This window comes from Blautia sp. 1001283B150304_161114_C9, assembly GCF_015668165.1.
GTDB classification, from domain to species: Bacteria; Bacillota; Clostridia; order Lachnospirales; family Lachnospiraceae; genus Blautia_A; species Blautia_A wexlerae.
The window spans coordinates 51,060-77,121 of the sequence record NZ_JADPGO010000013.1; the positions used below are offsets into that span (position 1 = coordinate 51,060).

At 41.0% G+C, this 26,062-nt stretch carries 21 protein-coding genes, 2 pseudogenes and 1 other annotated feature; of the genes and pseudogenes, 21 read left to right on the top strand and 2 right to left on the bottom strand.

Going from position 1 to position 26,062, the window contains the following annotated elements; genetic code table 11:
* Positions 1-470, top strand: a pseudogene (locus tag I4V44_RS08615) (lysine--tRNA ligase); the annotation flags it as partial.
* 255 nt (positions 471-725) lie between these two features.
* Complete coding sequence (locus I4V44_RS08620; protein WP_118593743.1) at positions 726-965, top strand: hypothetical protein; 240 nt, start codon at positions 726-728, stop codon at positions 963-965.
* A gap of 130 nt (positions 966-1,095) precedes the next feature.
* On the opposite strand, the gene I4V44_RS08625 is transcribed toward I4V44_RS08620, so the two are convergent.
* Entirely contained in the window at positions 1,096-1,275 is a 180-nt protein-coding gene (locus tag I4V44_RS08625) for a hypothetical protein (RefSeq protein ID WP_118593744.1), read from the bottom strand.
* A gap of 311 nt (positions 1,276-1,586) precedes the next feature.
* Between I4V44_RS08625 and I4V44_RS08630 the strand changes: the two genes are divergently transcribed.
* From I4V44_RS08630 to I4V44_RS08710, 17 genes and pseudogenes are all read left to right on the top strand, one after another.
* Positions 1,587-2,501: a hypothetical protein gene (locus I4V44_RS08630; RefSeq protein ID WP_118593745.1), complete on the top strand. Its 915-nt coding sequence runs from the start codon at positions 1,587-1,589 to the stop codon at positions 2,499-2,501.
* Between the two features lie 176 nt (positions 2,502-2,677).
* The gene (locus tag I4V44_RS08635) at positions 2,678-2,944 is read left to right on the top strand and encodes a hypothetical protein (protein WP_118593746.1); all 267 of its coding nucleotides are present in this window, start codon (positions 2,678-2,680) and stop codon (positions 2,942-2,944) included.
* A gap of 45 nt (positions 2,945-2,989) precedes the next feature.
* Positions 2,990-3,592: a hypothetical protein gene (locus I4V44_RS08640; protein ID WP_118611130.1), complete on the top strand. Its 603-nt coding sequence runs from the start codon at positions 2,990-2,992 to the stop codon at positions 3,590-3,592.
* Between the two features lie 7 nt (positions 3,593-3,599).
* The gene (locus I4V44_RS08645) at positions 3,600-4,313 is read left to right on the top strand and encodes a hypothetical protein (protein ID WP_118611131.1); all 714 of its coding nucleotides are present in this window, start codon (positions 3,600-3,602) and stop codon (positions 4,311-4,313) included.
* A gap of 172 nt (positions 4,314-4,485) precedes the next feature.
* Positions 4,486-5,580: a hypothetical protein gene (locus I4V44_RS08650; protein ID WP_118593749.1), complete on the top strand. Its 1,095-nt coding sequence runs from the start codon at positions 4,486-4,488 to the stop codon at positions 5,578-5,580.
* A 35-nt stretch (positions 5,581-5,615) separates the two neighbouring features.
* Complete coding sequence (locus I4V44_RS08655) at positions 5,616-5,816, top strand: excisionase (RefSeq protein WP_120062770.1); 201 nt, start codon at positions 5,616-5,618, stop codon at positions 5,814-5,816.
* A gap of 87 nt (positions 5,817-5,903) precedes the next feature.
* Positions 5,904-7,127 (top strand): tyrosine-type recombinase/integrase, encoded by a 1,224-nt coding sequence (locus I4V44_RS08660; RefSeq protein WP_207744242.1) that lies wholly within the window; start codon positions 5,904-5,906, stop codon positions 7,125-7,127.
* Between the two features lie 150 nt (positions 7,128-7,277).
* Positions 7,278-7,745 (top strand): annotated as a pseudogene (locus tag I4V44_RS08665) (lysine--tRNA ligase); the annotation flags it as partial.
* A gap of 274 nt (positions 7,746-8,019) precedes the next feature.
* Positions 8,020-9,561, top strand: coding sequence for an ABC transporter substrate-binding protein (locus I4V44_RS08670; RefSeq protein WP_196002599.1), 1,542 nt, complete (start codon positions 8,020-8,022; stop codon positions 9,559-9,561).
* 145 nt (positions 9,562-9,706) lie between these two features.
* On the top strand, positions 9,707-10,720 hold the full coding sequence (locus I4V44_RS08675; RefSeq protein WP_196002600.1) for an ABC transporter ATP-binding protein: 1,014 nt from the start codon (positions 9,707-9,709) through the stop codon (positions 10,718-10,720).
* Positions 10,713-11,624, top strand: a complete 912-nt coding sequence (locus I4V44_RS08680; RefSeq protein ID WP_118593305.1) for an ATP-binding cassette domain-containing protein — start codon at positions 10,713-10,715, stop codon at positions 11,622-11,624. Before I4V44_RS08675 ends, I4V44_RS08680 begins: the two co-directional genes overlap by 8 nt.
* Positions 11,624-12,628 (top strand): ABC transporter permease, encoded by a 1,005-nt coding sequence (locus tag I4V44_RS08685; protein WP_118593304.1) that lies wholly within the window; start codon positions 11,624-11,626, stop codon positions 12,626-12,628. The genes I4V44_RS08680 and I4V44_RS08685 overlap by 1 nt, the downstream gene beginning before the upstream one ends.
* Entirely contained in the window at positions 12,625-13,512 is an 888-nt protein-coding gene (locus I4V44_RS08690) for an ABC transporter permease (protein ID WP_173705404.1), read from the top strand. Before I4V44_RS08685 ends, I4V44_RS08690 begins: the two co-directional genes overlap by 4 nt.
* Positions 13,513-13,628: 116 nt before the next feature.
* Positions 13,629-15,311 (top strand): phospho-sugar mutase, encoded by a 1,683-nt coding sequence (locus I4V44_RS08695; RefSeq protein ID WP_008707777.1) that lies wholly within the window; start codon positions 13,629-13,631, stop codon positions 15,309-15,311.
* 229 nt (positions 15,312-15,540) lie between these two features.
* On the top strand, positions 15,541-15,786 hold the full coding sequence (locus tag I4V44_RS08700; protein WP_026649908.1) for a DUF1292 domain-containing protein: 246 nt from the start codon (positions 15,541-15,543) through the stop codon (positions 15,784-15,786).
* An 89-nt stretch (positions 15,787-15,875) separates the two neighbouring features.
* Positions 15,876-17,000, top strand: coding sequence for a DUF362 domain-containing protein (locus I4V44_RS08705; RefSeq protein WP_008707773.1), 1,125 nt, complete (start codon positions 15,876-15,878; stop codon positions 16,998-17,000).
* Between the two features lie 60 nt (positions 17,001-17,060).
* Complete coding sequence (locus tag I4V44_RS08710) at positions 17,061-18,020, top strand: 3'-5' exonuclease (protein ID WP_008707772.1); 960 nt, start codon at positions 17,061-17,063, stop codon at positions 18,018-18,020.
* Here I4V44_RS08710 and I4V44_RS08715 read toward each other — a convergent pair.
* Positions 17,991-19,226 carry a D-alanyl-D-alanine carboxypeptidase family protein gene (locus I4V44_RS08715; RefSeq protein ID WP_144136815.1) on the bottom strand — a complete coding sequence of 412 codons (1,236 nt, stop codon included), beginning with the start codon at positions 19,224-19,226 and terminating at the stop codon, positions 17,991-17,993. The two genes, I4V44_RS08710 and I4V44_RS08715, sit on opposite strands and share 30 nt — an antisense overlap.
* A gap of 285 nt (positions 19,227-19,511) precedes the next feature.
* Positions 19,512-19,747: a binding site (T-box leader), on the top strand.
* Between the two features lie 130 nt (positions 19,748-19,877).
* On the opposite strand from I4V44_RS08715, the gene ileS reads away from it, so the two are divergent.
* Entirely contained in the window at positions 19,878-23,033 is a 3,156-nt protein-coding gene (gene ileS / locus I4V44_RS08720; RefSeq protein ID WP_196002601.1) for an isoleucine--tRNA ligase, read from the top strand.
* 254 nt (positions 23,034-23,287) lie between these two features.
* Positions 23,288-25,750 carry a glycogen/starch/alpha-glucan phosphorylase gene (locus I4V44_RS08725; RefSeq protein WP_196002602.1) on the top strand — a complete coding sequence of 821 codons (2,463 nt, stop codon included), beginning with the start codon at positions 23,288-23,290 and terminating at the stop codon, positions 25,748-25,750.
* Positions 25,751-26,062 lie beyond the last annotated feature (312 nt).

A 26,062-nucleotide genomic window follows, 5' to 3' on the forward strand; every position in this document is an offset into this window, starting at 1 on the left:
TGTTCCCGACAATGAAGTCCCAGGGCGCTGCTAAGAACGAAGCAAACAACGTTGCGCAGGCTAAAACGGTTTCAGAAAAGCCAGTTGAGAAGATTGATTTTTCAAAGGTAGAAATCGAACCATTGTTCAAAGATGAGGTAGATTTTGAGACTTTCAGCAAGTCCGATTTCCGTGCAGTAAAGGTAAAAGAGTGTGTCGCAGTGCCGAAGTCAAAGAAACTTTTACAGTTTACTCTGGATGATGGAACAGGCGTGGAACGTACCATTTTAAGCGGTATTCACGCATTCTACGAACCAGAAGAACTGGTAGGTAAGACACTTATAGCTATCACAAATCTGCCACCTAGAGCAATGATGGGAATTGAATCTTGTGGAATGTTACTTAGTGCAATCCATGAAGAAGAGGGCGAAGAAAAACTTCATCTTCTGATGGTAGATGACCATATTCCGGCTGGGGCAAAATTATATTAATATCAGTCGTATAAAACGACAAAAATATACGACTTACGACAAACTTACGACAGAAGATTAGGAAGAGGATGCAAGGTTTAAATAAGGCGACTAAACATAAGATTTAGTCGTCTTATTATTTTGCCTTAAAACACAATGTGCAATATAATTTTAATTGCAAATTATATTGCAAAATACAATTAAATATGATACATTGAAAATGTACTTAATAGTATATATTGAATTATTTTAAATCATTTGAAGGGAATGGGATGGATGGAAGAAAAGGGAGAGTCTATTAGCTTTGTGAATGGTAAGAATGAAAAAATTTTTGAAATTCCAGATGGGGATGCAATAAAGCTGATTTCAGAAAATGGAGACAGATATTATGCTCTTTGTCGAAGAATTGATGAATGCCATGTAAAAATTGATGGGGTTAGGTGGCATTTGCAGGCATATGCACAAGCTATGGAAAAAAGAGGAATTATTTTCATGCCAGCGAAAAATAATCTGTAAATATTATGTAGTACAAAATTCAGTAAGCTTCTTTCTACTGAGCCTATAAAATATTAACCAACAAAAAGGACTGCCAGTTGAATTAATTTTCAATAAGGGCAGTCCTTTTTGATATTTTTAATGGTTGTGGTTATTCTTCACTGTCCATAGCTTTGACGGCGTATTCTAAGCACTGGATAACAGCCTGATTTAAAGATAATTCTTTTTCCTGAGCGCGTTGCTCCAGATCGTTTAGTAAATCGGCAGGAAGTCGAAAAGTTTTGGATTTGTATTCTCGTGATTTATTTGATTTTAATTCAAATTTGGACATGATTTTTCCTCCTATATGTATATCTTATAGGATAAGATTAAATAATTATAGAATTATTTTTACGATAAAATTTAGCTTGTATTTTAAAATATATTATATAATGCATTAAAATATGCAGAATATCCGCTGGGGGAGCGTAGCAACCGAAGGGCGACATTGATTTTGTTGTCTACTGGTTTTTCGGCAGGGAAGGATTTGTCAAGGTCAAAGCCGTGGAACGGTGCGAAGCAACCTTGATAAATTCTTCGCTGTCGGGTACAATGACAATACAAAATCTATGTTGAGTATAAATATTAGGAAGGGTTATTTTTATGAGAAAAAGTGAAAAATTATTTTGCCATTATCTGTTTGAAGAATATAATACTATTTTGCTTGGTTTTCCAAAAAAGAATGCAGAGGAAGATATGGATAGAAGCGCAGGGAAAAATGTGAATGACTCGATAAATGTTCCGATGGAAGAACATTTAGATTTATTATTTAAGGAAGATAATATTGGTATGGAAATGGGAATAGTTAATGAAAATTTTCCTAAATTAGATACTTATGATAGAACCGCTTTTTATAATGCGATGGAACGGTGGAATACACGGGAACTAGAAAAAATAAAATTTGTTGGAAAGTATTGGATGATTCTAGCGGATTTTATATACTGTACTTTTGGATTGTCATTGAATGATATAGCTGGAGAATTATTGGAAGTATCAGAATATATTATGGAGATTCCTTTGGATAAAAAGAATCTGTCCGATGTAAAAGAGACAAGAAAACTTTATTATGATGTTTTGGATAAAATGCGCTCCAATAAAAAAACATTAAGGGATATGGCAGAAAAAATAATAAAAGTAGTTTGTCTTTGGTTTGGGATTACTCAGGATATTCTTAGAACTGGAAAGGGTTATATGTATGTTATTAATATGCAGAAACATCCTGAGATGCTTAGCATAGTTGATGTTGTGGATTACTGTAAAGAATGTGAAAGTCACGGAAAAGATTTAAACATCGAAGAAATGATGAAGGAAAAAATGGGAGTAGAAGATGAGGATATTGGAAAAGTTTTTCTACAGATTGTAGAGCCACGAAGTGGCACGGATAAAAAAGTTGCAGAATTTATAGACATCTTATTGGAAGAAATGGTTAAGAGTCGGGAAAAAGAGATAGAGGCAAGAAAAAGGAGAGAGGAAAAAGAAAAGAGAGAGAGTCAGGAAAAAGGAGAGAGCAGGAATTGATCCTGTTCTTTTTTTATACGAGAATTTAAGTTCGTACCTGAACGATAAAAGGGTTTGTTATAATTCAAGTGTAAGATAAAAAGAAGGCAGAGAGGAGGAGAAAAACTATGGGATAAGATTACGAGCAAGGCATTTAAAAACAAAAATATGGTTATTGAGAAAGGAGAGTTATAAAAATGAAAGTAGTAGGAATGAACTATTCTGTAAAAGCAAATGGAAAAGTTACAACATTATATGTGGAGCAGGATTTTGAACCGTTTTACAAGGACGAAGATGGGACAAAAGGTTTTGTTGGAAAAAGGGCAGAAAGTATTTATGCCGGATATTATGATTGTTCTCAATTGAAGGTTGGAGACGAAATTGAAATTTACTATGATAAAGCGATGACGTTAAAGTCTGGAAAAACATTTCAGACAATTAAAAAAATTGAAAAATTAAATTAGTGAGTGGGGGGATTACCCCCGCTGATAGAAAGGGGAGTAAGCAAAATGATTAAGTTTGTACTATGGATTATTTCAAGTGCAATGTTACTTGGAATTACATTTGCAGGGGTATTTGGTATTTTTTGTTTGGCGATTATGATTTGGACAGGTTGCAGTTTTAATGAAGCTGTCATTAAACTTAGAGAGGCTGTCAATGATCGCGAACAGGAAGATTTTTCGATGGATGCTGGCATTAAAGTAGATATTTGGAATACTGTGAAAAATATAATTGGGGAAAAACGTTTTAAGAGAATAGTCGAACTGTCGGAAACACCAACTGCTCCAATGATGTGTTTTACTAAAATTTCGCGATTGCCTTGTGTTCAAATTGTTGTGCCATATGCAGACGAAAATGAGAAGGATGTACTGGAACATATGATTCTGAATGTTGTGAAGAGGTATCTGGAAATTTACGAATATAAGCAGAACGTTATTGTAGACTGGAATGTTCGGTTCGATCTCAATATACCTTATTTGGAAATAAAATATGCTCGAAATGAAAAAGAAAACAGTATATTGAATATAATCCAGAATCAAAGACAGCAAAAATTAACTATCACAAATGAGAATCCTATCGACGACATGGATGAAAACGATTTAGACGGATAAAACTCAGATGGATAGGTTGATGTTGGGTTATGATTATAAATTCTATTCAGATGTAGGTGTGAAAATCCCTATTTATGCGCCGATAGGGCATTTAATTGTTGTGGGTGGGTCTGGGTCGGGTAAAAGCACGTCTATTCTTTATTGGATTTATAAGCTGAAAAGCCAATATTGTAAGTTGTATATTGTTGATTTTAAAGCAAGCCATGAATTTGAAGAAATTACAGATAAAGAGCGTTTTGGCGAATTTGAGGATGCATATGATGTAATTTTGCGATTCTATGATGAATTTATGAATACACCAGAAGGTGGAGAGGAATGCTATAAAATTCTTCTTATTGATGAAATCGCTGGTTTATTGACACATTACTCAATGTCAAAGGATGGGAAAGCAAAAGCGGATAAAATTAGAAATATTATGTCCTCAATTTTAATGCTTGGACGTTCCAGAAAATGTTTTTTGTGGCTTTCTATGCAAAGATATACAGCAAGTATTTTTCCTGCATCAAGCGGAAGTGCAGATAATTTTCATATATATGTCGGTTTGGGAAGATTGACAGTTGATGGTAGAAAAGGGTTATTTGCAGGCGAACATATGGAAGGTGAAGAAAATTTACAATTTGGTATGGGAAAGGGAATTGTACTTATTGATGGACAAAATCTGCGAGCGTTGGTTTTGCCTAAAATTTCAAAGAAAAAGATATTAGGTTTGTTACAAAATTAATGGTGGGTGAAGCGGATTGCGTTGGCGAAGCCATAAGCAATTCGCTTCTATAAGAAAATTGCTAGTATTACCAATTTTCTTATGTGATTGTGAATTTGGTTAGTTTTATTGAAGTTTACGGGAGAGTTTAGTCACAAGTAAATTGTGATTAAGAACAGGAGTGTGAATAATAATGGGGAATTTTTCAACAAATGTCAGAGGTCGGTGCTGGATTGCAACAGTACATATTGCAAATATGCAAAATGCGGGATGGAAAGAAGAGGATTATAAAAATCCAGAAAAATTAGCAGAAATGTTACAGGATGCATGGGTAGGAGACAAAGATGACAGAGAAGCCGCAGTTGCAGTATGTTTGAGTGCAGATGGATGTTATCATGCGCATGTGGCTTTATATGGAAATACAACTACCTTGAGGAAGGTATCAAAAACAATGTTTAATTCTCATGTAGAACCTCAATGTGGAGGGAAAAAAGAATTAACCAATTATATGCTGAAGTTAGGTGAACATGAGGAAAAAGGCGAAGAGGTTTTATATACTCTGGATATGGACTGCATACAAGACGTTCGGGGAACAAGGTCGGATTTAAAGGCAATAGAAGAATTGCTCAAACAAGGAAGAACTCCATCTGAGATTATGAGAAGTAATTTTTCTTATCGAAAGTATGAGAAGATGATACGTTCAGAATTTATTGATATACGTATGAGAGAAACACCTCTGATAAAAACTGACAAGGAATGTATTTGGATTGTTGGGGAAAGTGGAACAGGAAAAAGTTATTATTATAAAGAACTGTGCGAAAAATATGGAGAGGAAAACGTATATTTTGCAACAGATTTTGATAATGGGGGGATGGACTATTATATAGATCAGGGAGCACCGGAAATTCTTTTCATGGATGAATTTAAGGGCAATATACGGTTCTCTGAGTTGCTGGTTATATTAGACCAATATTCCAGAGCACAAATTCATTGTAGATATGCCAATTGTTACTGTTTGTGGAATAAAGTGATTATTACTTCTGTATATCCACCAGATGAAATTTATGAATCATTAGTTGAAGAAGGTGACAGGGGGAGAGATAAGATAGAACAGCTTTTAAGGCGTTTGGATAAAATTCAGTATCGGTATAAAGATGGAGCAGAGTATAAATCATTTGAAATTCCAACATCAGAATATACCAATTATGAAGATTTGAAAAAAAGGGCACATGGAAAAGATAATGTAGATGGATTTATAGAAACTGACAGTAACCCATTTGAAGAGTAATAATTTTTAATAGAAAATAAGGTGAGAGCTATATTATGAGAGAAATTTTAGTTCCGACATGGGAAAAGGCAAATCTGACTTTAGAAGAGGCTTCTGCATATTTTGGAATTGGAGTAAATAAGTTACGTGATTTGACTAATGGTGAAGATTGTCAGGAAGTTTTGTGGTGTGGAAGCAAAAGGCTTATTAAAAGGAAAAAAATGGAAGCCCATTTAGAGAAATTATACTCTATATAAATTTAGAACTGGACAAAGAGGATGGGGAAATATTATAATGAATATGAACCTGCATCCTCTTTGGTATAAATGAAGAGGAGAATTATAATGGTCAGGAGAAAAGACAATAAAAATCGAGTTCTGAAAGAGGGCGAATATCAAAGAGCAAATGGAACCTTTGAGTATAAATGGACAGATAAAAAGGGAAAACGTCATTCAACCTATGCAAAGACTCTTGAAGAGTTGAGAGAGAAGGAGAATGATGTTTTAAGAGATATTTTAGATGGTATAAAAGCAGATAAAAATAGCCTTACAATTAATGACTTATACTATAGATGGGTTAATCTGAAAAAGGGGTTGAAGGATAATACCTTTCAGAATTATCAGTATATGTATCGGCAATTTGTCGAGGAAGATTTCGGAAAAATCAAAGTTGTTGATTTGAAGAGAACTGATGTAAGAGCTTTTTATAATTCTTTGCTGGATAGCAGACATTTGAAGGTATCTACAATAGATGCTGTTCATACAGTTATGCATCAGGTATTAGAACTGGGTGTTGAAGATGACTATCTGAGATATAATCCATCTGACAATGCTTTAAAGGAATTAAAGAGAGCGCATAACAAAGATTCCAGCAAGAGAAGAGCCTTAACATTTGCAGAGCAGAAAGTTTTTGAATCATTTTTGGAAAAACAAGGACAGTACCATAAATGGTACCCTATTTTCGAGGCTCTTTTATGGACTGGTATGCGAGTGGGGGAAATTACAGGACTTCGATGGGATGACATTAATTTGGATGAGGGTACTATTAATGTAAATCATACATTAGTTTATTATGACAAGGGAACTGATAAAGGATGTGGATTTTCCATTAATACACCAAAAACCAAAGCTGGTCAAAGAACAATTCCTATGTTGCCAAAAGTAAAACAGGCATTTTTGATGGAAAAAGAATATCAAAAAGAATGTGGATTGACTTGTAACGTTACTATCGATGGATATACGAATTTTATTTTTATTAATCGATTTGGCAGTGCGCAACATCAAGGAACACTTAATAAGGCTCTCAAAAGAATTATTCGGGACTGTAACTATGAGGTGATGGATAAAGGTGGAGAGGTCATGCTTCCTCCATTTAGTAATCATTCGTTGAGACATACGTTTACAACCCGAATGTGTGAAGCTGGTGTCAACGTCAAAGCGATGCAGGAGATTCTGGGACATTCAGATGTGGAAACGACGTTAGATGTGTATGCAGAAGCAACTGACGATTTGAAGCAGACAGAGATTAGCAAATTTAATACATATTTTGAAAATATGAAGCCTGCTTAAAATAGTAAAAAAGTATTTACGACAGCTTTACGACAAACATACGACAAGTTATGCAGAGTTATGAAGAACCTTAAATGGAGAGATAGATATAGGTGCTTTAAAAACAGGGAAATAAAGAAATATAAAGTCTTATAAAAAATAAGGTATAATTTCCCGACAATGAAGTCCCAGGGCGCTGCTAAGAACGAAGCAAACAACGTTGCGCAGGCTAAAACGGTTTCAGAAAAGCCAGTTGAGAAGATTGATTTTTCAAAGGTAGAAATCGAACCATTGTTCAAAGATGAGGTAGATTTTGAGACTTTCAGCAAGTCCGATTTCCGTGCAGTAAAGGTAAAAGAGTGTGTCGCAGTGCCGAAGTCAAAGAAACTTTTACAGTTTACTCTGGATGATGGAACAGGCGTAGAACGTACCATTTTAAGCGGTATTCACGCATTCTACGAACCAGAAGAACTGGTAGGTAAGACACTTATAGCTATCACAAATCTGCCACCTAGAGCAATGATGGGAATTGAATCTTGTGGAATGTTACTTAGTGCAATCCATGAGGAAGAGGGCGAAGAAAAACTTCATCTTCTGATGGTAGATGACCATATTCCGGCTGGTGCAAAATTATATTAATATCAGGACACTTCGCTTTTAGTGAAATACTAAAGGCGGAGTGTTATTTATATTATAGGAAATTACTCTGTAATGTTCCTATAACATAAATAACACTCCGGGCAGGATCGCACTGCGATGGAGAGTAATGATACTGCTGCAGGTATGCCATATATGGCATATATAAGGCACAAAAAGGAATATGTCAATATCCCCCCGCAGGGCTTACTGATGTCAGAATGGTCTGATATCATAAAAGCCAGTTACCAATAAAGAAAAAGCGAGGGAACATGAAATGAAAAAGGGTTTATTGACAATGGCCGGAGTGCTTCTGACTGTATCACTGGTCAGTGCCGGAACAACAGTGCCTGTACTGGCAGAGGAAGAAACAACACTGGTATACGGAAGCGGAGATTATACCAGGATCAATCCTGCTATGGATGAACATGGAGAGATCAATATTCTGATCTTCAACGGTTTAACTGCACATGACGGAGATAATCAGGTAGTTCCGGGACTGGCAGAGAGCTGGGATTTTGATGATGAAACCAATACTTATACATTCCATATGGCAGAAGATGCCAAGTGGCAGGACGGCGAACCTGTGACAGCAGAGGATGTTAAATTTACTATTGAAGCGATCATGGATCCGGAAAATGGTTCTGAGAATGCACCCAACTACGAGGACGTAGAAGAGATCAATGTGATTGATGATCATACGGTTGCGTTCAAGCTTGAGGACAAAAACGTTGCATTCCTTGACTATATGACAATGGCAGTTCTTCCTAAGCATCTGCTTGAGGGAGAAGATATGCAGACCTCTGATTTCTTCCGTAATCCGGTAGGAACAGGTCCATACAAGATTGAATCCTGGGATGAGGGACAGGCGATCACACTGGTTAAGAATGAAGATTATTTCAAGGGTGAGCCTTCCATCGATAAAATTGTGTTCAAGATCGTACCGGATGACAATGCGAAAGCACTTCAGTTAAAATCCGGAGAACTTGATATGGCATTATTAACACCAAAGGATGCAGCTGCTTTTGCAGATGATGATGCATATACATGCTATGATATGAAGACTTCTGACTATCGTGGAATCATGTTTAACTTTGGAAATGAATACTGGCAGAAAAACCGTGATCTGATCCCGGCAGTATGCTATGGACTTGACCGCCAGGCAATCATCGACGCAGTTATCCTGGGACAGGGAATGCCGGCTTATGGTCCTCTTCAGAGAAATATCTATAATTATGAAGATGTAGAGCATTATGATTACAATCCTGAAAAAGCAAAAGAAATTCTGGAAGCTGCAGGATGCGAGATGGGTGATGACGGATTCTATTATCGTGACGGCGAAAAAGTGGGATTTGTAATCAGCGTAAGTGCAGGAGATCAGGTACGTATTGATATGGCTCAGATTGCAGCACAGGAACTGAAAGAGATTGGCATGGATGTATCAGTAGAGATCCCTGCACAGACAGACTGGGCAGGACAGATGGCATTCCTGATCGGATGGGGAAGTCCATTTGACGCTGACGACCATACATACAAAGTATTCGGAACAGATAAGGGAGCAAACTACTCCGGCTATTCTAATGCAGACGTTGACAAGTATCTGACAGAAGCAAGACAGTCAGCTGATCCGGAAGTTCGTGCAGAAGCCTATGCTAATTTCCAGAAAGCTCTGGCAGAGGATCCGGCTTATGCAATGATCTGCTATATTGATGCCAACTATGTTGCTGACAGCAATATTAAAGGAATTGATTCTGATACAATTATGGGACATCATGGAGTTGGAATCTTCTGGAATGTAGCAGACTGGACTATTGAATAATAAAATGATATCAGGGTCAAAAGGTCAAAAAGCCATTCATGCTTGCACCATAAGACCTTTGACTCTAACATCATAAAAAAGATAAAGGTTGTGACGGGGGCACTAAAGGTGCCCCCTTTTTACACGAGCGGAAAAAGGATTAAAAATGGAACATTTATTAGAGGTTAAAAATCTTTCAGTCAGCATTGACGGTCCTGCCGGAGAAGTCCAGGCAGTAAGAGATGTGTCTTTTTCATTAAAAAAGGGAGAGGTGCTGGCTATAGTTGGAGAATCCGGATGCGGGAAGAGTGTGCTTTGCAAAAGTATCATGAAGCTTTTGCCACCAAGCGCAAAAATAAAAGAGGGAAGCATCTGTGTGAACGGACAGGATATCACCTGTTACAGGGAAAAGGAGATGCAGAAACTGCGTGGAAGAGTTTTTTCTATGATCTTTCAGGATCCTATGACATCCTTGAATCCAACTATTAAAATTGGAAAACAGATTGGGGAAGCAGTGGTGATCCACAATAAGAACTACACGAAGGAACAGGTAAATAAGAAGGTTCTGGAACTTATGGAACTGGTAGGTATCTCCCATCCCAAGGAACGATATCATCAGTATCCCTGGCAGTTCTCCGGAGGAATGCGTCAGAGATGTGTGATGGCCATCGCTCTGGCAGCAGATCCGGATATTTTATTTGCAGATGAACCTACTACTGCACTGGATGTGACCATACAGGCACAGATCCTGGATCTTCTGCGGGAAATACAGATGAAGCTTGGAACAGCTACCATACTGGTATCCCATGATCTGGGAGTTGTTGCACGTGTGGCAGACAGAGTAGCAGTTATGTATGCAGGCAAGATCGTAGAGATCGGTACAGCAGAGGAAGTGTACTATGATCCCAGACATCCATACACATGGGGGCTGATGAGATCACTGCCTGCATTTGCAAATGGAAAAAAAAGCCTGTACACCATCCCCGGTATGCCTCCTACTCTGATAGATCCACCGAAAGGTGATGCTTTTGCATGTAGAAATGAATATGCCCTCAATATTGATTATGAAGAAATGCCGCCTATGTTTAAGATAACAGATACTCATTATGCGGCAACCTGGCTGTTGGATCCAAGAGCACCGCAGATCAAATCACCTATGGGAGGAACAGTGCATGAGTAAAGAAGTTTTATTGGATGTCAGGCATCTGACTCAGCAGTTTCATCTGACAAAAAAGATTAAGGTAAAGGCTGTAGATGATGTCTCATTTCAAATCCATAAAGGTGAGATCTTTGGTCTGGTAGGGGAATCCGGTTCAGGAAAGTCCACAGTAGCCAGATGCTTGATGAATATATATCAGCCGGCTCAGGGAGAAATCTGGTATAAAGATGTAAATATCTGCGACAAAAAGGAATTCAAAAAGCATAAAAAAATGCTGCAGACCCGCCGCCAGATGATATTTCAGGATTCCGCATCCAGTCTGAACCAGAAAATGAAGGTGTCAGATATTATTACGGAACCAATGAGGATCCAGCATATTACACCTCCGAGAGGAAGCTTTGTGAAGGAAGCTGCTTTTCAGATGGAATATGTAGGACTTGAGAACAGTTTCCTGGACCGTTATCCATCTGAATTATCAGGGGGACAGAGACAGCGAGTGGCCATAGCCAGATCTCTGTGTATGGAACCGGAATTTCTGGTGGCTGATGAACCTATAGCTTCTCTGGATGTGTCCATACAGGCACAGATCGTCAATCTGTTCCGTCATCTGCAGGAGGAGCATGGATTTACATTTCTGTTTATAGCTCATGACCTGGCTATGGTTGAGTATCTCTGTGACCGTGTGGGAGTTATGTATCATGGAAAACTGGTAGAACTGGCGCCATCAGAAGAATTGTATTCCAATCCGGTGCATCCTTATACAAAAACATTGCTGTCTGCAATTCCTGTTCCTGACCCGATCAGGGAGAGAAAAAGAGTTCTGCAGTACTATGATGGCGAAGGAATGGAAAACAGCGTGTGGACAGAAGTGTCACCCGGACATTTTGCAATGCTTCCGGCTGAAGGAAAGGGGTGCAGTATATAATGAGACAAAAAAAGTTAGTCTACTATGGTAAAAAATGCCTGATATTCCTGATCTCAGTATTTATATTGTCTGTAGCTGTATTTTATGTAGCCCGTCTGGCGCCTGGAGATCCTCTGATTTCCTACTATGGTGACCGTACAGAGAAGATGAGTCCGGAAGAACGTGAATGGGCTATGGGAAAACTGGGATTGAACGAACCGATTTCTGTGCAGTATGTGAAGTGGGTAAAAAATGCCTTTCATGGAGAATTTGGAATTTCATTTAAATATAAACAGGATGTAGTGGACGTGATCGGCGGCCGTATCGGTAATACACTTGTGCTTGGAGGAATCGGATTTATCATTATGTTTGCCGGAGCCTTGCTCCTGGGAATCCTGTGTGCCTGGTACGAAAACCGGCTGGCAGACCGGATCCTGTGTAAGCTGGGAACCATATCCAGTTGTATTCCTGAGTTCTGGATGGCTCTGGTCCTGATCCTTGTTTTTTCCGTAAATCTTAAGATCCTGCCAAGCAGTGGAGCTTACAGTACAGGAAATGCAGGAGATATCGGTGACAGAGTGCTGCATCTGATCATGCCTCTGACCATCGTGGTCATGGAGCATTTATGGTATTATGCTTACATGATCCGAAATAAGATCCTTGAAGAGGTTCGCGCAGATTATGTACTTTTGGCAAAGGCAAAAGGCCTGGATAAGAAAAAGCTTATGTTCAGACATTGTGTCCGAAATGTAATGCCTGCTTATCTGAGTATTATGGCCATTGCAGTCCCCCATGTACTTGGAGGAACCTATGTGGTAGAAAGTGTATTCTCTTATCCCGGAATCGGAGCTCTGTCCTATGAGAGTGCCAGATATCATGATTACAATCTGTTGATGCTGCTTTGTATGATGTCAGGAATCCTGGTTATTTTCTGTAATATCGTCAGTCAGACTATTAATGAACAGATAGATCCCCGTATGAAGGATGAAGTAATAACCGAGAAATCGGAGGTAGTAGAAGGATGACCAATCATTTATTTGAACTGGCAGGAAACAGAAAGACAGAAACCGTAATTCCCAAATCAAAGAAAAAGTGGTATCAGGGAAAACCCGTTGTTTCAGCAGCAATCCTGATTCTTATCGTACTGGGTTGCCTGTGTGCGGAACTGATCATGACAAAGGATCCTGCTTATATGGATCTGTTAAACTATAATAAAGCTCCTGACAGGGAGTTCCTTTTTGGAACAGATACTATGGGAAGGGATATTTTTTCCATGATTTGGTATGGAGGAAGAATCTCGATCCTGATCGGTGGATTAGCCACAGTTATTTCTACTTTTATTGCAGTGGTAGTCGGTGCCTTTAGTGGAGTGGCACCTGCCTGGCTTGATGAACTGATCATGAGATTTACAGAAATATTCTTAAGTATACCAACTCTGCTCCTGATCATTTTGCTGCAGGCTATCATGGGAGAGGCCAATATCCTGAGTCTGTCCTTTGTGATCGGTGTGACCAGCTGGACCAGTATTGCGAAAGTAGTACGCACAGAGGTACGGCAGATACGAAACAGTGAGTATATCATCGCTGCAAGATGTATGGGAGCAGGATTTTTCCGTATTTTGTGGAAGCACCTGGTGCCGAACTTTTTCTCATCCATTATGTTTATGGTAGTCATGAATGTAAGAACTGCAATGATCTCTGAAGCTACTTTAAGCTTTATGGGCATTGGACTTCCGATAGAGGTTATTACATGGGGAAGTATGCTGTCTCTGTCAGATAAGGCATTAATGACAGGTTCCTGGTGGATCATTCTGATCCCGGGACTTTTCCTGATCACCACAGTGCTCTGCCTGACCAATATAGGAAACGCCTGCAGAGAGCGGACAAACAGAAAAGAAAGTAATTTTTAAAATTTAACGGAAATCCCGCTGTCTTGTTGCTGATTTGTCTGAGTTATGGTATTATATAGTTATATTCAGCTAATATATACAAAAAAAACTATAAAAACAAGGCAGGAGTGGTCAAAATGTATCAGGAAGAATACAAACGTTGGTTGGCAGCAGATCTGCAGGATGCGGATCTTAATCCGGAATTATCCAAAATCGAAGGAAACGATGAAGAGATCAAAGATCGTTTCGCAGTAGCGCTGAAATTCGGAACAGCCGGACTTCGCGGAGTTCTCGGAGCCGGAACCAACCGTATGAATATTTATGTAGTTCGCCAGGCAACACAGGGACTTGCGAACTGGGTAAAAACACAGGGCGGTAATCAGACAGTAGCCATCAGCTATGACAGCCGTCTTAAGAGTGATGTATTTGCAAAAACAGCAGCAGGCGTACTGGCGGCAAATGATATCAATGTCAGAATTTATGACGCACTGATGCCTGTACCGGCACTTTCCTTTGCAACACGTTACTATGAATGCAATGCAGGTATTATGGTAACAGCATCCCACAACCCGGCTAAGTACAACGGATACAAAGCATACGGTCCTGACGGATGCCAGATGACAGACGATGCAGCTGCCATTGTATATGAAGAGATCCAGAAAACAGACGTACTTACAGGTGCGAAATATATGTCCTTCGCAGAAGGCGTAGAACAGGGAAAGATCCGTTTTGTAGGAGATGACTGCAAGCAGGCTCTCTATGAAGCTATCGAATCCCGTCAGGTTCGTCCGGGTCTCTGCAAGACAGCAGGACTGAAACTGGTTTACAGCCCGTTAAACGGATCAGGACTTGTACCTGTAACTCAGGTATTAAAAGATATCGGAATCACAGATATCACAATCGTTCCGGAACAGGAATATCCGAACGGATACTTCACAACCTGCAGCTATCCGAACCCGGAAATCTTTGCAGCTCTGGAGCTTGGATTAAATCTCGCAAAAGAAACAGGTGCAGACTTAATGCTTGCAACTGACCCGGATGCAGACCGTGTTGGTATCGCAATGAAATGCCCGGATGGTTCCTATGAGCTGGTAACAGGTAATGAGGTAGGTGTACTCCTTCTTGACTATATCTGTGCAGGCCGCATTGAAAAAGGCACAATGCCAAAGAATCCGGTAGCAGTGAAATCCATTGTTTCCACACCACTTGCAGATGCAGTGGCAGAGCACTATGGAGTAGAACTCAGAAGCGTACTTACAGGATTCAAGTGGATCGGCGATCAGATCGCACAGCTTGAAGCAGCAGATGAAGTAGACAGATTTATCTTCGGATTTGAAGAGAGCTACGGATACCTTGCAGGACCATATGTACGTGACAAGGATGCTGTTATCGGATCTATGCTGATCTGTGAAATGGCTGCATATTACAGAAGCATAGGAAGTTCCCTGAAACAGAGAATGGAAGAGATCTATGCACAGTACGGACGTTACCTGAATAAAGTAGACAGCTTCGAATTCCCGGGATTAAGCGGAATGGATAAGATGTCAGCTCTGATGCAGGGACTTCGTGACAAACCTCTCACAGAGATCGCAGGTCATACTATAGTAAAAGTAACAGATTACCAGAAACCGGAAGAAACAGGACTTCCTGCAGCAAACGTACTGATCTACAAGCTGGATAACGGCGAGACAGTAGTTGTCCGCCCATCCGGAACAGAACCAAAGATCAAAATCTATTACACAACTCTCGGCAAGAATCTGGAAGAGGCAGAAGCTGAGAAAGAAAAGCTTGCAGAAGCATTAAAACCGATTATGGCATAAGCAATTGTAAGCAGAACTGAATAAAATATACCAAACCGGAAAGGCTGTGCTCATTGGAGGTGCAGTCTTTCTTTTTGTAACCCGCAGGGGCCTTACTGTTACTGTTCACTCCACAGTAACGATTTACTTGATTCGGTTAAATAGGATTGATATAATTAACACTCTTTGCTACAATAAAAAACAGCGAAAATAAGAATAAGACTGCTTATGAATGAAAGGAAAACATACGATGGAAGAATATGAAGTAATCAGCATTCCGGTATCTGACGGAACAGAACGGGATTTTGCGATCATGGATACCTTTGAATTTGAAGGACAGGGATATCTGGCAGTTTCTCTGATCGAAGGAGATGAGATCCAGGAGGGCGTTTACATTTACCGTTACCACAATGCAGAAGATGGAGATGTTGTGGTAGAGCAGATCACTTTGCCTGCAGAATACAAAAAGGTGACAAAATTTTACGAACAGATGTAAGCAAAAAAATATCTCGAAAAGAACCTGCATCTTGTGATAAAATAAAAAAGAAAATCAAATTTTGATCAAGAAAAACAGGAGGAAAAACGATGGAAAAATCAACCGTTTATTTTACTGATTTCAGATGTCCGGTTGGCACCAGCCAGCTTGATAAATTGAAGAAACTCTGCGTTACAGCCGGAATCAAAGACATTGATATGGATGGAAAATTCGTGGCTATTAAAATGCATTTCGGAGAACTTGGCAATCTGGCTTTCCTGCGCCCGAATTACGCAAAAACAGTAGCTGATCTCTGTAAAGAGCAGGGAGGACTTCCGTTCCTCACAGACTGCAACACTCTTTATCCGGGAAGCCGCAAGAATGCACTGGAGCATCTGGAGTGCGCAAATCTCAATGGATTTAACAGCATTTCAACAGGATGCCAGATCATCATCGGTGATGGCTTACGCGGTACAGACGAAGTAGAAGTACCGGTAGTTAACGGTGAATATTGTCAGACTGCACTGATCGGACATGCAATCATGGATGCAGATATTTTTATCAGCTTAAGCCACTTTAAAGGACATGAAGCAACCGGCTTCGGCGGTGCACTGAAGAATATCGGAATGGGATGCGGAAGCCGCGCAGGTAAGATGAAACAGCATGCCAGCGGAAAACCTGCAGTAAATGAAGAACTCTGCCGCGGATGCCGTCGCTGCGCGAAAGAGTGCGGAAGTGATGCGATTACATATCCGAATAAAAAAGCAGTCATTGATTATGATAAATGTAAAGGCTGCGGCCGTTGTATCGGAGCCTGCGGTTTTGATGCCGTATACAATCCAAACAGCAGTGCGAATGAACTTCTTGACCGTAAGATGGCAGAATATGCACAGGCAGTCTGTCATGGCCGTCCGCATTTCCATGTAGCGCTTGTTCAGGATATCAGCCCGAACTGTGACTGCCATGGCGAAAATGATGCACCAATCCTTCCTGATATCGGAATGTTTGCAAGCTTTGACCCGGTTGCTCTGGACCAGGCCTGCGCAGATGCCTGTCTGAAAGCAACTCCGATCGAGAACAGCCAGCTTGGAGAACACCTGGCAAAACCTGACTGGCATTGCCACCACGACCATTTCAAAGATTCCAACCCGAACATTGAATGGCAGGCAACACTGGATCAGGCAGAGAAAATTGGTCTGGGAACCAGACAGTATGAACTGAAGATTGTGAAATAATATGTTTATCAGCAGTGGAAAATAAATGCGAAAAAGTAATAAACAAAAAGGACCGGATGAATGAACTATATTGTCTTTGACCTGGAATGGAATCAGAATCCTTCGGGAAAGAAAACACGTAACGACAGGCTTCCATTTGAGATTATCGAGATTGGGGCTGTAAAAGTAAACAGCAAAAAAGAAATAACGGATCATTTTCACCGACTGATCAAACCACAGGTCTATAAATGGATTCATGACAGCATCCATGAGGTAATTCATGTAGATTATAAAGATCTAATGAAAGGAGTGCCCTTTGAGCAGGCAGTCAGGGAATTTATTGACTGGTGCGGAGAAGACTGGTACTTTTTTACCTGGGGAAATCAGGACGTGATGGAACTTCAGAGAAATATGAAGTTCTATGGCCTGCTGGATCTGCTTCCCGGACCTGTGACCTATTATGATGTGCAGAAACTATACAGTATCAGTTATGATGACGGTACACACAGGTGTGCATTGGAGCATGCGATCGATGAGCTGAAAATAGAGAAATCCAGGGGATTTCACCGGGCGCTTGCAGATGCGTGGTATACAGCGAAAGTCCTGGAGAAAATAAATAACATAATCATCATCAATCATCCGTCACTGGATGTTTACCAGAATCCAAAGAAGAAAAAAGACGAGATACATATTTCCTATCCGGATCATGACAAATATGTATCCAGAGAATTTGCCACAAGAGAGCGAATCATGAAAGACCGCGAGGTGACCAGCACCAGATGTCCGGTCTGTCATCTGCCTGCAAAGCGCAAACTCCGATGGTTTATGAATAATCCAAAGGTTTATTACAGCATATCCAATTGTGAAGAACATGGGCTGATAAGAGGCAAGATCCGCATCCGAAAAACAGAAGATGAGAAATATTTCGCTGTGAAGACATTGCGTTTCACAGATACAGAAGAAGCAGAGGAACTTCGTGAAAGAAAAGAAGTCCTCCGCCTCAGGCGAAAACTAAAAAGAAGCGTTGAGAAGGAAATCTGAAAGGATTTCCTTTTCATATTGCATTCCATATCCGACCATATGGCCGTCTAAATAATATTTACTTTTAATTCGCTTTGGACCGACAGAATTGTTCAGAAGTTTCTGCTTCTTTACGAGCTGGCTCACATCGGTTCCTGTGGGGACAGTTACGTACACATGCCTCATATAATAGAAGGAACACAGATTATTCCAGTCCTTTAACAGGTGCTTTTCGCATGGGAGAAATACTGCCGGTACCGGATCGGTATCTATATTCAAGTCTACTTTTTCAAAATTGTCGAAGCCGTAATCCAGCAGAGAAGTTGTGTCAGGAAAAGCACCGTTTGTAGAATTCAGCACAACTGCAATGAGAATGGAATTTCCTCTCTTGGCATAGGTGACAAGCGTACTTCCCGCTGCATCGGTGTATCCGGTCTTTCCTCCCAGAACCCCATCATATGCATAAGACTGTCCGGGCATCATCTTATGGTGATTGAGAAGATAACGGGTTTCAGACTGCTTATTAGTCGGAGGAATCTCATAAACCTGTGTGGTCACAAATTTACGGAATCTGGGATTATACCAGGCTGCCTTTGCAATCTTCATCATATCACCTGCGGTGGTATAATGCGTCTCATCCGGAAGACCATTTGGATTATTAAAATGGGTGTTCTTACAGCCAAGCTGAGCTGCCCTCTGGTTCATCAGTTCAACAAACTTCTTTACAGAACCGCTTGTTTTTTCTGCCAGAGCAAGAGCCATCTCATTGGCGGATTCCAGCATCAGAGCCATCAGGGCCTGCTCTACTGTGAAAACCTCTCCTGTTTCTGCGTAAATGCTGGAGCTTCCGGCCTCAATCCCATAAGCCGCTTCCTGCGACATGGTGATCGTATCGTTCATATCCAGATATTCACAGGCCAGAAGAGCGGTCATGATCTTAGTGATACTGGCGGGATATAGCTTATCTTTGGCATTCTTGGAATAAAGAATAGTATCAGTGACTGCATCCATCAGTACTGCGGACTGTCCCTCGATATTAGGACCTGCGGGCCATCCTTTGACAGAATCGATATCTGAGGCCTGTGAATAGGTTTCCGAATGACCGGCTTCAGGAGTGGCAGAGGTCTCGGCAGCGTAAGTGACTGCAGGCTGGGAGGTCAGAATCCCTGCACAAAGCATTCCGGTGAGGAAACGTTTCATTAATTTATGAAATTTTGTTTTAAACATTTGAAATTACCCTTCATTAAATATACATAGTAGTTGCTTTCCATATCCTAGTACATCGTTTTAAATGACGTTCGGACAAAATATTCTACCTTATTATATCATTAATTACAATGCCTGTGTAAAATTTATATGATAGTATGTTAACAGTGTGTTACTGTTCGGGAGTTTGACAGTAACCAGTGTTATTAAACAGTAACAGGATTACCCAATATTCAAAAAAATACTTGACACAGTGAATTTTGTGACCTTATAATGAATCCGCATAGTTAAATAAATGATATGTCCACAAAAACGTTGATGGAGAGAGTAACTGCAGGGGAAAGCAGACAGCGAACCGGGGAGGGTGTGAGCCCGGTGGTGAGTAAATGCAGTGAAGATCACTCCGGAGTTGCAGCTCTGAAGGGTGTACAGACAGGTAAGAGCTGACGGAAATCCCCGTTAAAAGATTCATGTATCGGCAGAGGATGCCCGTACAATGTAACAGGTGGTATAGCGAACGTCAATAAACCTTCGTCCTTTTACAAAAGGGCGATTTTTTTATGGGCTTATTTTCGTTCTTAAAGGACACTGGAAATATTTTTCAGCGTATATAAACGTCCTGCATATTTTCAGATGTCTGATACAAATAATTTAAACAGGAGGTAAATTACTGTGTACCAGAAAGTTGATACGAACTTAAACTTTGTAGACCGTGAGAAAAAAGTAGAAGAATTCTGGAAAGAAAACCATATCTTTGAGAAAAGTATGGAGAACAGAAAAGAAGGAGAAACCTATACATTCTATGATGGACCGCCTACTGCAAACGGCAAACCGCACATCGGCCATGTACTTACCCGTGTAATCAAGGATATGATTCCGAGATACCGTACAATGAAGGGCTACATGGTTCCGCGTAAAGCAGGATGGGATACCCATGGACTTCCGGTAGAACTGGAAGTAGAGAAGAAGCTTGGTCTGGATGGCAAAGAGCAGATCGAAGAATACGGTATGGAGCCATTCATCAAACAGTGTAAGGAAAGCGTCTGGAAATACAAAGGAATGTGGGAGGATTTCTCCTCTACTGTTGGTTTCTGGGCTGATATGGAACATCCATACGTAACTTACTATGACGATTATATTGAATCCGAATGGTGGGCATTAAAAGAAATCTGGAACAAGAAGCTTCTGTATAAAGGCTTCAAGATCGTTCCTTACTGTCCAAGATGCGGTACCCCTCTTTCCGCACAGGAAGTATCCCAGGGATACAAAACTGTAAAAGAGCGCTCCGCAGTTGTAAGATTCAAGGTTGTTGGTGAAGATGCATACTTCCTTGCATGGACAACAACACCATGGACACTTCCGTCCAACGTTGCACTCTGCGTAAACCCGGATGAGATTTACTGCAAAGTAAAGGCAGCAGACGGATATACCTATTATATGGCAGAAGCACTCCTTGACAAAGTCCTTGGCAAACTTGCAAAAGAAGAAGGCGAGAAAGCATATGAAGTTCTGGAAACCTACAAAGGAACAGACCTGGAATACAAAGCATACGAGCCGCTTTTTGCATGTGCAGGAGAGGCAGCAGCAAAACAGAAAAAGAAAGCTCATTTCGTAACCTGCGACAATTACGTTACTATGAGTGATGGTACAGGTATCGTTCATATTGCACCTGCATTCGGTGAAGACGATAACAGAATCGGACGTAACTATGAACTTCCATTTGTACAGTTCGTAGACGGACAGGGTAATATGACAAAGGAGACACCATATGCAGGCGTTTTCGTAAAGAAAGCAGACCCTATGGTCCTCACAGACCTGGACAAAGAAGGCAAGCTCTTCGATGCTCCGAAATTCGAGCATGATTATCCACACTGTTGGAGATGTGACACACCACTGATCTACTATGCAAGAGAATCCTGGTTCATCAAGATGACAGCAGTTAAGGATGACCTGATCAGAAATAACAATACAATCAACTGGATCCCTGAGAGCATCGGTAAAGGACGTTTCGGCGACTGGCTTGAAAACGTTCAGGACTGGGGTATCAGCCGTAACCGTTACTGGGGAACTCCACTGAACATCTGGCAGTGTGAATGCGGACATATGCATTCCATCGGAAGCCGTCAGGAGTTATTCGAGATGAGCGGAGATGAGAAAGCCAAGACAGTAGAGCTTCACCGCCCATACATCGATGAGATCACACTGAAGTGTCCGGAGTGCGGTGGAGAAATGCATCGTGTACCGGAGGTTATTGACTGCTGGTTCGACTCAGGAGCAATGCCTTTCGCACAGCATCATTATCCATTTGAAAACAAAGAATTATTTGAGCAGCAGTTCCCTGCAAACTTTATCTCCGAGGCAGTAGACCAGACTCGTGGATGGTTCTACTCACTCCTTGCAGAATCCACACTGCTCTTCAACAAAGCACCATACAAGAACGTAATCGTTCTGGGACATGTCCAGGATGAGAACGGACAGAAGATGAGTAAGTCCAAAGGAAATGCAGTTGATCCATTCGATGCACTGAACAAATACGGCGCAGATGCCATCAGATGGTACTTCTACATCAACAGTGCTCCATGGCTTCCGAACCGTTTCCATGGCAAGGCAGTTGTGGAAGGACAGCGTAAATTCATGAGCACACTGTGGAACACTTATGCATTCTTCGTATTATATGCAGACATCGACAACTTTGATCCGACCAAATATGAATTGAACTATGACCAGCTTCCTGTTATGGACAAATGGCTGCTCAGCAGATTAAATACAACTGTTCAGGCAGTTGACAATGACCTGGCTAACTACAAGATCCCGGAAGCAGCAAGAGCACTTCAGGAATTCGTAGATGAGATGAGTAACTGGTATGTAAGAAGAAGCCGCGAACGTTTCTGGGCAAAGGGAATGGAGCAGGATAAGATCAATGCTTATATGACTCTGTACCATGCACTGGTAACAATCGCCAAGACAGCAGCTCCGATGATCCCGTTCATGACAGAAGACATCTATCAGAACCTGGTAAGAAGCGTGGATAAAGATGCTCCGGAGAGTATCCATCTCTGCGACTTCCCAACTGTAAACGAAGCATGGATCGACAAAGATCTGGAAGCAGACATGAAAGAGCTTCTGGAGATCGTAGTTCTGGGACGTGCCTGCAGAAATACAGCAAATATCAAGAACCGTCAGCCGATCGGAACCATGTATGTAAAAGCTGAGAAGAAAATGAGTGAATTCTACACTGACATCATCGCAGACGAACTGAATGTCAAAGAAGTAAAATTCGCAGATGACGTAGAATCCTTTATCTCCTACAGCTTCAAACCGCAGCTTCGTACAGTGGGACCGAAATACGGTAAACTCCTTGGAGGAATCAGACAGGCTCTCACAGACATCAATGGAACAGCAGCAATGAACGAGCTGAGAACCAACGGTGTCCTGAAACTGGATATCAACGGAAACGATGTAGAGCTTACAGAAGAAGACCTTCTTATTGAAACAGCACAGACAGAAGGCTATGTATCCGAATCTGACGGTGAAACATCCGTAGTCCTTGATACAAACCTGACACCTGAACTGATCGAAGAGGGATTCGTACGTGAGATCATCAGCAAGATCCAGACCATGCGTAAGGAAGCCGGCTTCGAAGTTATGGACAAGATCGTAGTATACGCTCACGGAAACGACAAGATCCAGGATGTCATGAAAGCACACGAAGATGAGATCAAGTCAGAAGTACTTGCAGACGAAATGGTACTTGGCGAGACCGATGGTTATGTGAAAGAGTGGAACATCAACAAAGAAGCAGTAACTATGGGTGTTAAGAAATTGTAAAATAAACTGTAAAGCGTTGTATTTTGCAATGGATGCGGAAAAAATACATTGCAAAATTCGGCAATTATACAGATGACAGGCTGTTTAAAAAATAGTATCATATTTTTGGACAGTCTGATTTCAACGAAAAATTGGAGGCAGAGTATTCTTTGCCCCCAATTTCTATGATGCGCTGAAACAGATGATTATGATAAAATACCTGTTGCTGTTCACAACAGGGGACAGTAACGGAACCAGATTACGGGAGGTATGAGATGACAAACGGAATGTTCAAGAAAGAGGAATTCAAAAAAAGCGTAAAAGATAACGTAAAATTCCTCTATCGAAAAACAATTGAAGAAGCAACACAGGAGCAGATCTTTCAGGCAGTAAGCTACACTGTAAAAGACGTTATCATTGATAACTGGCTTGAAACACAGAAAGCTTACGATGAGCAGGATCCAAAGATCGTATACTATATGTCAATGGAATTCCTTATGGGACGTGCTCTTGGAAATAACCTGATCAACCTTTGCGCATATGGCGAAGTAAAAGAAGCTCTTGAGGAGCTGGGCTTTGACCTTAACTGCATCGAGGACCAGGAACCGGATCCTGCACTTGGAAACGGTGGTCTGGGAAGACTTGCCGCATGTTTCCTTGACTCTCTTGCAACATTAAATTACGCTGCATATGGATGCGGAATCCGTTACCATTACGGAATGTTCAAACAGAAGATCGAGAACGGATACCAGATCGAAGTACCGGATAACTGGTTAAAGAACGGATATCCATTCGAACTGCGCCGTCCGGAATATGCCAAGGAAGTACACTTCGGCGGATATGTAAGAGTAGAGTACGATCCTGAAAAGGGTGGAAACAGATTTGTCCATGAAGGATATCAGGCTGTAAAGGCTGTTCCTTATGATATGCCGATCACAGGATATGACAATGATGTAGTAAACACACTTCGTATCTGGGATGCAGAACCGATCGTAGATTTCGAGCTGGATTCCTTTGACAAAGGTGATTACAAGAAAGCTGTAGAGCAGGAGAACCTTGCCCGCAATATCGTAGAAGTTCTTTACCCGAACGACAACCACTATGCAGGTAAAGAGCTGAGACTGAAACAGCAGTACTTCTTCGTATCTGCAAGTCTCCAGGCAGCAATTGCCAAATACAAAAAGAAACATGACGATATCCATAAATTATATGAAAAAGTAACATTCCAGATGAACGATACACATCCGACTGTAGCAGTAGCAGAGTTAATGCGTATCCTCATGGACGAAGAAGGACTTGGATGGGATGAAGCATGGGAAGTAACAAGAAAATCTGTTGCTTACACAAACCATACCATTATGTCCGAAGCACTTGAGAAATGGCCGATCGAGCTCTTCTCCAGACTGCTTCCGCGTGTATACCAGATCATCGAAGAGATCAATCGTCGTTTCATCCTTGAGATCCAGGCAAAATATCCGGGAAATTATGAGAAGATCAAAAAGATGGCTATCATCTATGACGGACAGGTTAAGATGGCTCACCTTGCAATCGCAGCAGGCTACTCTGTAAACGGTGTTGCACGCCTTCATACAGAAATCCTGAAGAATCAGGAATTAAAAGACTTCTATGAAATGATGCCTGAGAAATTCAACAACAAGACAAACGGTATCACTCAGAGACGTTTCCTGCTTCACGCAAATCCACTCCTTGCAGACTGGATCACAGAGCATATCGGACCGGACTGGATCACAGACCTTCCGCAGTTAAAGAAACTTGCAGTTTACGCAGATGATGAGAAAGCACTCCAGGAATTCATGAACATTAAGTTCAGGAACAAAGAGCGTCTGGCTAAATACATCCTTGAGCACAATGGCGTAGAAGTAGACCCGCACTCCATCTTCGATGTACAGGTTAAGAGACTTCACGAGTACAAACGTCAGCTCCTGAACATCCTGCATGTTATCTATCTGTACAACCAGATCAAGATGCATCCGGAAATGGAATTCTATCCAAGAACATTCATCTTCGGTGCAAAAGCATCCGCAGGTTACGCAACAGCCAAGAAGATCATCAAACTCATCAACTCCGTAGCAGACGTAGTAAACAACGACGCTTCCATCAACGGCAAGATCAAAGTTGTATTCATCGAAAACTACAGAGTATCCAACGCTGAGTGGATCTTCGCAGCAGCAGACGTTTCCGAGCAGATCTCCACAGCAAGTAAAGAGGCATCCGGTACAGGTAACATGAAGTTCATGCTCAACGGTGCTCCTACACTTGGAACAATGGACGGTGCTAACGTAGAGATCGTAGAAGAAGTTGGCGCAGAAAACGCATTCATCTTCGGTTTAAGCTCCGACGAAGTAATCAACTACGAAAACAACGGCGGATACGATCCAAACGTGATCTACAACACAGATGAAGAAATCCGTCAGGTACTGATGCAGCTCATCAACGGAACCTTCTCCAATGATACAGAACTCTTCCGTGACCTGTATGATTCACTCCTCAACACAAAGAACACAGACAGAGCAGACCGCTACTTCATCCTCGCAGACTTCCGTTCCTATGCAGACGCACAGAAACGCGTAGAAGCAGCATACAGAGATGAAAAAGGCTGGGCTAAGAAAGCACTCCTCAACACAGCATGCAGCGGTAAATTCACATCCGACAGAACTATCCAGGAATATGTAGATGATATCTGGCATCTGGATAAGGTTATTGTCAGAAAGAAATAATACGCTATATTTATAGAAGTAATTGCTTCTGAATAAAAAAAAGCCCCTGGCAGTACAGTTATCAGGACTGTATTGCAGGGGCTTTTTTTGAGTATGGTATATATTGAAAAAAGAACAAAAAGTTCTAAATAAAAAAGATCTGACTGGAAAAATGATCGTGTATCTGCTAAAATAAAATACACAATAACAGAGTGCAAAGAAGGTGATCGAAAACAAAAACACTTTGCACAAAAGATAAAATTCCATAGATGCGAAGCATCTGGAAATAAGAATACATCCGAAAACATGATCAAAATACAAAAGCCCTCAAAG